The sequence below is a fragment of the Pseudomonas sp. BF-R-24 genome, from assembly GCF_019947335.1.
Lineage (GTDB): Bacteria > Pseudomonadota > Gammaproteobacteria > Pseudomonadales > Pseudomonadaceae > Aquipseudomonas > Aquipseudomonas jessenii.
The window spans coordinates 1-6,121 of the sequence record NZ_JAGYGG010000077.1 but is presented as its reverse complement, the minus strand read 5'-3'; the positions used below and the strand labels follow the sequence as shown (position 1 = coordinate 6,121).

General features: G+C 55.5%; 4 protein-coding genes and 3 pseudogenes. 3 read left to right on the top strand and 4 right to left on the bottom strand.

Annotated elements, in window-relative coordinates; translation table 11 throughout:
* A partial coding sequence (locus KGA98_RS28185; protein WP_223504913.1) for an ABC transporter permease occupies positions 1-557 on the top strand: 557 nt, incomplete at its 5' end.
* Positions 558-697: 140 nt separating this feature from the next.
* Positions 698-802 (top strand): annotated as a pseudogene (locus tag KGA98_RS28480) (helix-turn-helix domain-containing protein); the annotation flags it as partial.
* A 1,355-nt stretch (positions 803-2,157) separates the two neighbouring features.
* Here KGA98_RS28480 and KGA98_RS28175 read toward each other — a convergent pair.
* Positions 2,158-3,612 (bottom strand): TrkH family potassium uptake protein, encoded by a 1,455-nt coding sequence (locus tag KGA98_RS28175; protein WP_154947714.1) that lies wholly within the window; start codon positions 3,610-3,612, stop codon positions 2,158-2,160.
* Between the two features lie 329 nt (positions 3,613-3,941).
* A complete protein-coding gene (locus KGA98_RS28170) occupies positions 3,942-4,175 on the bottom strand; it encodes a hypothetical protein (protein ID WP_154947713.1) in 234 nt (77 codons plus the stop codon).
* Positions 4,176-4,348: 173 nt separating this feature from the next.
* Here KGA98_RS28170 and KGA98_RS28165 point away from each other — a divergent pair.
* Positions 4,349-4,585, top strand: a pseudogene (locus KGA98_RS28165) (hypothetical protein); the annotation flags it as partial.
* 37 nt (positions 4,586-4,622) lie between these two features.
* On the opposite strand, the pseudogene KGA98_RS28160 reads toward KGA98_RS28165, so the two are convergent.
* Both KGA98_RS28160 and KGA98_RS28155 read right to left on the bottom strand, forming a co-directional pair.
* Positions 4,623-5,055 (bottom strand): annotated as a pseudogene (locus tag KGA98_RS28160) (glycine zipper domain-containing protein).
* A 591-nt stretch (positions 5,056-5,646) separates the two neighbouring features.
* A complete protein-coding gene (locus KGA98_RS28155; RefSeq protein ID WP_154947712.1) occupies positions 5,647-5,967 on the bottom strand; it encodes a phage holin, lambda family in 321 nt (106 codons plus the stop codon).
* Positions 5,968-6,121: the final 154 nt, after the last annotated feature.

The following is a 6,121-nucleotide window of genomic DNA, read 5'->3' as shown; positions in this document are numbered from 1 at the left end:
TCAACCGCACCGGGGTGGTCAAAGTCCATGTGGTGTTCGGCGCCGGCACCACTTCGCGGGCGTTGAGTCGGCAGATTCGCCAGGTGCTCGGCGAACGGCACGGCGTGGAGGACTTCAGTCTGAGCACCCAGGACGACATGCTGCGCAGCTTCAACCGCGTTCTCGGCACCCTGAGCCTGGCCATCGGTGCCTTGGGGGGCATTTCCCTGTTGGTCGGCGCCGTCGGCATTCTCACCATCATGACTACCACTGTGGGCGAGCGCACGGCGGAAATCGGCCTTTTGCGGGCGATTGGTGCCAGTCCGCGGCAGGTGCTCGGGCTGTTTCTCGCCGAAGCGACGCTGCTGTCCCTGGCCGGTGGTCTGCTTGGTCTGCTGTTGATGGGCCTCCTGCTCGGGCTACTACACCTGGCCATGCCGAGCCTGCCTTTGGCGCTGCAGCCGCTGTTTCTGCTGCTGGCGCTGCTGCTGGCGGCGGTGCTCGGCATTCTCGCTGGCCTGGCTCCGGCACTGCGGGCGGCCCGCCTGCATCCGGTGGCGGCTCTGCGCAGTGAATAGCGGCCAGGCCAATGAGCCTGACGGGCTAGCTGTACGCTGCGTGACGATAACGAAAACGCCGGCGCTGGGCCGGTGATTTTAATTGGTTGGCGTCGGCAAAAACTGAGTGCAACACCTGACCGCTTCGGTAGGGTGTTGCCATGTCTTATCACGAACTCAGCGTTGAAGAGCACGTCACGATCCAGATCGGCCAACTGCACGACATGAGCCAGCGCGAGATCGTCCGTCTGTTGAACTTTGGCCCCGACTGGCGGGGCTTTCGTTAACCTGGGCGACATTTCTTATTGGTTTGCCTTGTGGTTCGCTTCTTCGCGCCAGTTGCTTTCAGCGCTAGCCTTGGTGGAACCACGGACATCTATTAGGCCACCGCGAAATTCCGCATACGCACGGTATGACTTCCCATCCTTAACTACCCAACCCTGGATCTGCTCACCGTCAATCATGATTGAAAACTCAACTGCTGCGCTCATAGCCTACGGCCTCATGTGGTTACTGATGAGGCCAGCATGCCGTCACGACAGTGAGCAATGAGCTATTCCTCGAACTTCTGGCTTGGAATATTCCGGTGGTTCTGAGTCGATTGCGGTCCCACGCTCTATCAACAGCAGCTGGGAATTCGTCAGATAAAATCCACAGGTCCCGATCGTCAAGGCGGCGACAATCGCCATTGGGGAAACGCCAAGAATCGTTCTTCGCCACATACACGGGGTGCGCACCGTAGATATTCAGATGTTCAGCAGCCCCATGGGCACGCTCGGCGATGACGTAACGAGCTCCGTCGACCAAGGCAGGCAATCGCGAGAACTCCGGCAACAAGTCCTCAGAATTCAGAGTGTCCATAGAGGATAAATTCCTACAGGTTCACGTTGATCGCGAACACCAGGACCGGCTCAGAGCCAAAGTGCGGGTGAGTGATAGTAGTCACGCGATATCCGCGCCATGGAAGAGACAATCGCCGGGTTTGATCACCACGCGCTGGGTAGCCCTTGGTCAGCTCGATGCGTACATAGCTTCGGCCTTCCAAGCGCTTACGCCAATACGGCGTTAGCAGGCGAAATTCTTCAGGCTTGGTGCCCGCCTTGATCGCGTCGAAGTATTCTCCCTTGAGGGCCACTGTCAGCGTAGCTAAATCCGACTTCCCTAGAACAATTCGTTGTAGTCAGCTGGGCCACTCTGCACCCGGCAATTTGGCTCTGCCCTTGCCGCCTTGTGGGCTTTCACCTTCGCCCAAGCTACCAAAGTCTTGACGTTCGATAATTCGACGTTTTAGTCAAAGGGTAGTTACGGTTTTGCTCCGACCCGGCGTTGAGCGAGTCATTTATCGGGGTTTCGTAATCGATCTTATGGCAACCCGACCTGCAATTAAGGCAGCGATAGTTTCTAGCGACTTGTTAGGGTCTGCCTGATGATGTTTCGAGTGACCGCTTAGGGTGACTGCCGTCCTTCGCCAGGGGCAGAAAGCGGGCAACAGCATCAATTTAACAGGGAGTTGGTGTCCGGTTTTGTAGGGGCAAGTCCACTCGCTGCCCCTTGGGTGGGTATCGACCAATTTATTTTCGTCCCCCATGCACCTTTTAGACTCAGAGCCCGACAAGGTGGATCAATATCTCCAGAAAACGGGAGTTACGAGCACTAATACAGTCAGGATTTCCAGTCTCCCTAGGAGCATTCCAACTGTCAGTAGCCATTTGGCGGCATCCGGTAATGATGAGAAATTACCAGCCGGCCCAATGATCGTGCCAAGCCCCGGCCCAACGTTACACACCGCCGTAGCGGCACCGCTCAACGCTGTTGTCCAATCAAGTCCAATGAGAGCTAAGCCCAAGGCGATGGCGGCAATCGTGATGGTGAAGAAAAACGAGAAGGTCAAAAGCGAGCGCACGATCTCCTCATCAATGGGATGACCGTTGTACTTCTTCTGAATCACGGCTCGAGGATGGATCAACTGCTTCAAACTACTGACCAGTAGAGCGGCAGCCACCTGAAAACGGAAGATTTTGAGACCGCCTGCTGTGGAGCCGGAACATCCACCGACGAAGGTCAAATAGAAAAACAGCAAGACAGCGAAGCTGCCCCATAAGGTGTAGTCGCCAACCGCAATTCCGGTGGTCGTGACGACCGAGGTCACATTGACCGCCACGATACGAAACGCATCCCACCATCCGTAATCGCTGTGAAAGCACAGCCAGGTACCCACAGCCAGCGAAGTGACGAACAAGAATCCAATAAATCCGCGTACCTGGTGATCCTGAACCAGCGCACGCCGATGGCCCCGCAATGTCGCGACGTACAAGGTGAATGGCAGGCTTCCCAGAATCATGATGGCCACTGCCACCCAGTGAATCGCGGGTTGCGCCCAATGCCCAAGTGAGGCGTCCGACGTTGAGAACCCCCCGGTAGAGATCAACGACATTGCGTGGTTGACCGCTTCAAATGGCGTCATTCCAGCAAGCCAGAGCGCCAGAGCGCCGATGCCAGTAAGCCCCAGATAGAGCAAAAGGATGTACTTGGCTGCCACATGCGAACGTGGCGTCACTTTCTCCGACCAGTCTGAGGACTCTGTCTGGAACAGACGCATGCCGCCTACTCGCAACAGTGGAAGGATCGCCACAGCCATGCCAATAAAACCGATGCCTCCCAACCAATGCAGCATGGAGCGCCATATCAACAAGCCGGGAGATGAGGTATCCAAACCGGTGAGCACGGTCGAGCCCGTGGTTGTGATGCCAGACATCGTTTCAAAGAATGCATCGGTGTAGCTGATATCGCTGATGAACACCATTGGCAACGCTGCGAAGGTACACACAACGACCCAACTGCCAGTCGTCAGCAGGTACATATCCCTCGGGCGAAGCTGGCCAGTATCCGGGCGCCCCCGCACGATCAACAGGAGGCCACAGATGAAGGTAATCAAACTCGACCAGAGAAAGGCCGACAGATCGTCGCTACGCTCATAGGCCACCAGTGTGATCATGGGAATAGCCATGCTTACGGCCAGCGTGATCAGAAAAATGCCTAAGATGAAGCCGATAAGCCGAATGGCTGCGAGGGACATAACAGAGCATTCCAAATTAGCACCGCGCAGTATCGGATGCCCAACCTCAAGGCCCCGTAAATTTTGCGTAAAGCTTCTACGAGCAACCAGTCTGACTGCGTGCGTCAAAGGTCAGCTTCACGCCCTGAGGAAGTCAGTCAACCCAAATCAAGGCTCTTGAGGAGCGGTGACCCACGCTACCTCAATGCGTTCAAATAGGCGATTTCATCGTAGGACGTCCTGGTCTGCCAGCACCGGTACAGCACCCGAATCCACTTGCGATTCCCCCATTGCAGATTAATGCGCATAACAGGACGTGTGGCATTGAACGGCTGCCTGGAATGACTCTTTCAGGGCAACAATAGCGCTTGATGTATTTCAATAGACGGAATGGCACCGTTTTTACGTCGACCTTCAAGCCAGCTTCTTGTTTTGCTGACATCAAAAATTTGGCCCTGCTCCATCAGAGTCAAAATAAGCGCATCGGCAACTCTATAGCGCCCACACTCCGGACAATCTCTCTCCTCCCATGGGCCTTGGCATTCAATACGCTCCGCGACGTTTACACAGATAAAACAATTCATTGCGCTCACCATTTTTATACTTGTTCAGCCCAATCTACACTCGGGTCGCAGTCACATAGTCAGTACGCTGAGAAGTATGGTGCATGGTCGACAGAGGAAAATGAAAAATAGTTCGGAACGTTGACGCTTTTGGTGCAAACAGGTCGTTTCCAATCGCGCGCTCGCGGTGGTCTACCCAATACACCGCATCAGCGATCACCTACAACATCTTCAGCGGCACTGCTTTACTGGTGGCGACATGGCTGATCAGCCCCACCGGCAGCAACCTGTCGCCCGCGGGTGACTTGGCATTACCGCCAACATCAAGGATTTCTCTACATGACCTTTCGGCGGTGCAGAAAGGCGCAGCAATAAGCGCCGCGGCCCAAAAGACGACCAATAGGGAGAGAACCACGTCCGCCCCCTTTTGAAACAAAGCTTCCAATTGTTCTGTCTCGGAACCCGAGATCAGTCGTCATGCTTGTGTTTATGTTTATTCTTGTATTTATTTTTATGCTTGTAGTCGGAATCATGGTGGTCGTTATCATCGGCCAGATTGTTGCCGATAGCACCACCTGCTGCGCCGCCCAGTCCAGCACCGATCAGGCCACCGGCGGAACCATCGACACTGTTGCCGATTACCTGACCACCCGCTGCACCGAGCCCCCCGCCAATAGCTGATTCGGTCTTCTTGCCACTCTTAGCGGTCATTGCGCCCCCAGCCGCGCCACCTACGCCGGCTCCGATCGCAGCGCCAGTGCTGCCCCCCCACAGCCTGACCGACAACGCTTCCAAGGGCACCGCCGACACCGCCACCGACAGCCGTATTAGTAGTTTCACCAGCGAGGGAGTACTGCGATACAAGAAGGCTTAGTACAACGAAAGAGAATGCTTTACGTATTAGACGGACCTCAAGAAAGACAAAAGAGAAGAAAAGTCTGTTGGCACAAAGCATTCAGGTCAATGCATAACCGGCTGTGCATTAATTTGGGTCAATCAATCGGTGAGTAGGACAACCGTTTGTCGATCAATTATGAACTGCGGGTTACCTCGCTAAGTTATGGATCGATAGCTATCGGCCCAGGCTGTGCGGAAAGGTCTGGATCGATTGCTGCCCTTCTAGTCAGTAATCGGCCATAAACGGTCAGATTGGGCCAGGCCACCCATACGCCCCTATGCCGATCAAGCTCCCGAATCAATCACTGTAGACCTGGAGTTCATGCAGAAGAAACTCATGTGGGTCCGGCGCTACGCAATGGCTTTTTCCCGAGCGTTTTACACCCCCATGGCATAGCGTCATCGGTGCAGAAGTCTCCAATACACTCCACGCCCAGTTCGCCATCGAGAAGTCCAAGCGGGATCCAGTAGTAAGGCGTCTCGCGAAGAGCATTCGGCACAGTCGAGCCACATCGTGAGCAAAAGTCGTATCTGTATGCAACAGCACTCCACTTCTTGATCCAATCGCGCCGTGCGGCGCATCCACCGCATGCCATCACTCACCACGCTGCGGCAATTTGAAGCCAGCGAACCGATCAGCCAGGTCAGCGATCTTCTTCACGCCGAGGAAGCCGATGAACACACCGGCAGCAGTAGCGAAGTTCTGAGGCAAGCCGAAGTACTCGAGCAACGGGATCAAACCAATGGTGATTAGCGTGCAGAGCGAGGCTTCGAGCTGCGCCTGCCGCCGCGTGACCCCGCCGTAGATGATCCGCAAAGCACCCACCACGAATGACAGCGCGCCGGCATAAATCGTCGGCGCATGCTGGCCCAGCCACGCGAGAACGAGCAGCCATGTGTCTGTTTTGTCTGGCATCTCAGGTCCTCCCGATGCGGGAGCAGAATCGAGTAGGAGGCGGATTTACATCCGCCGTCCTCTCACACCACCGTACGTACGGTTCCGTATACGGCGGTTCAGGTTAAGCGGTTAAGCCGGGTTATCGTGTCCAGTATTGAGACCAGCCCGAGTT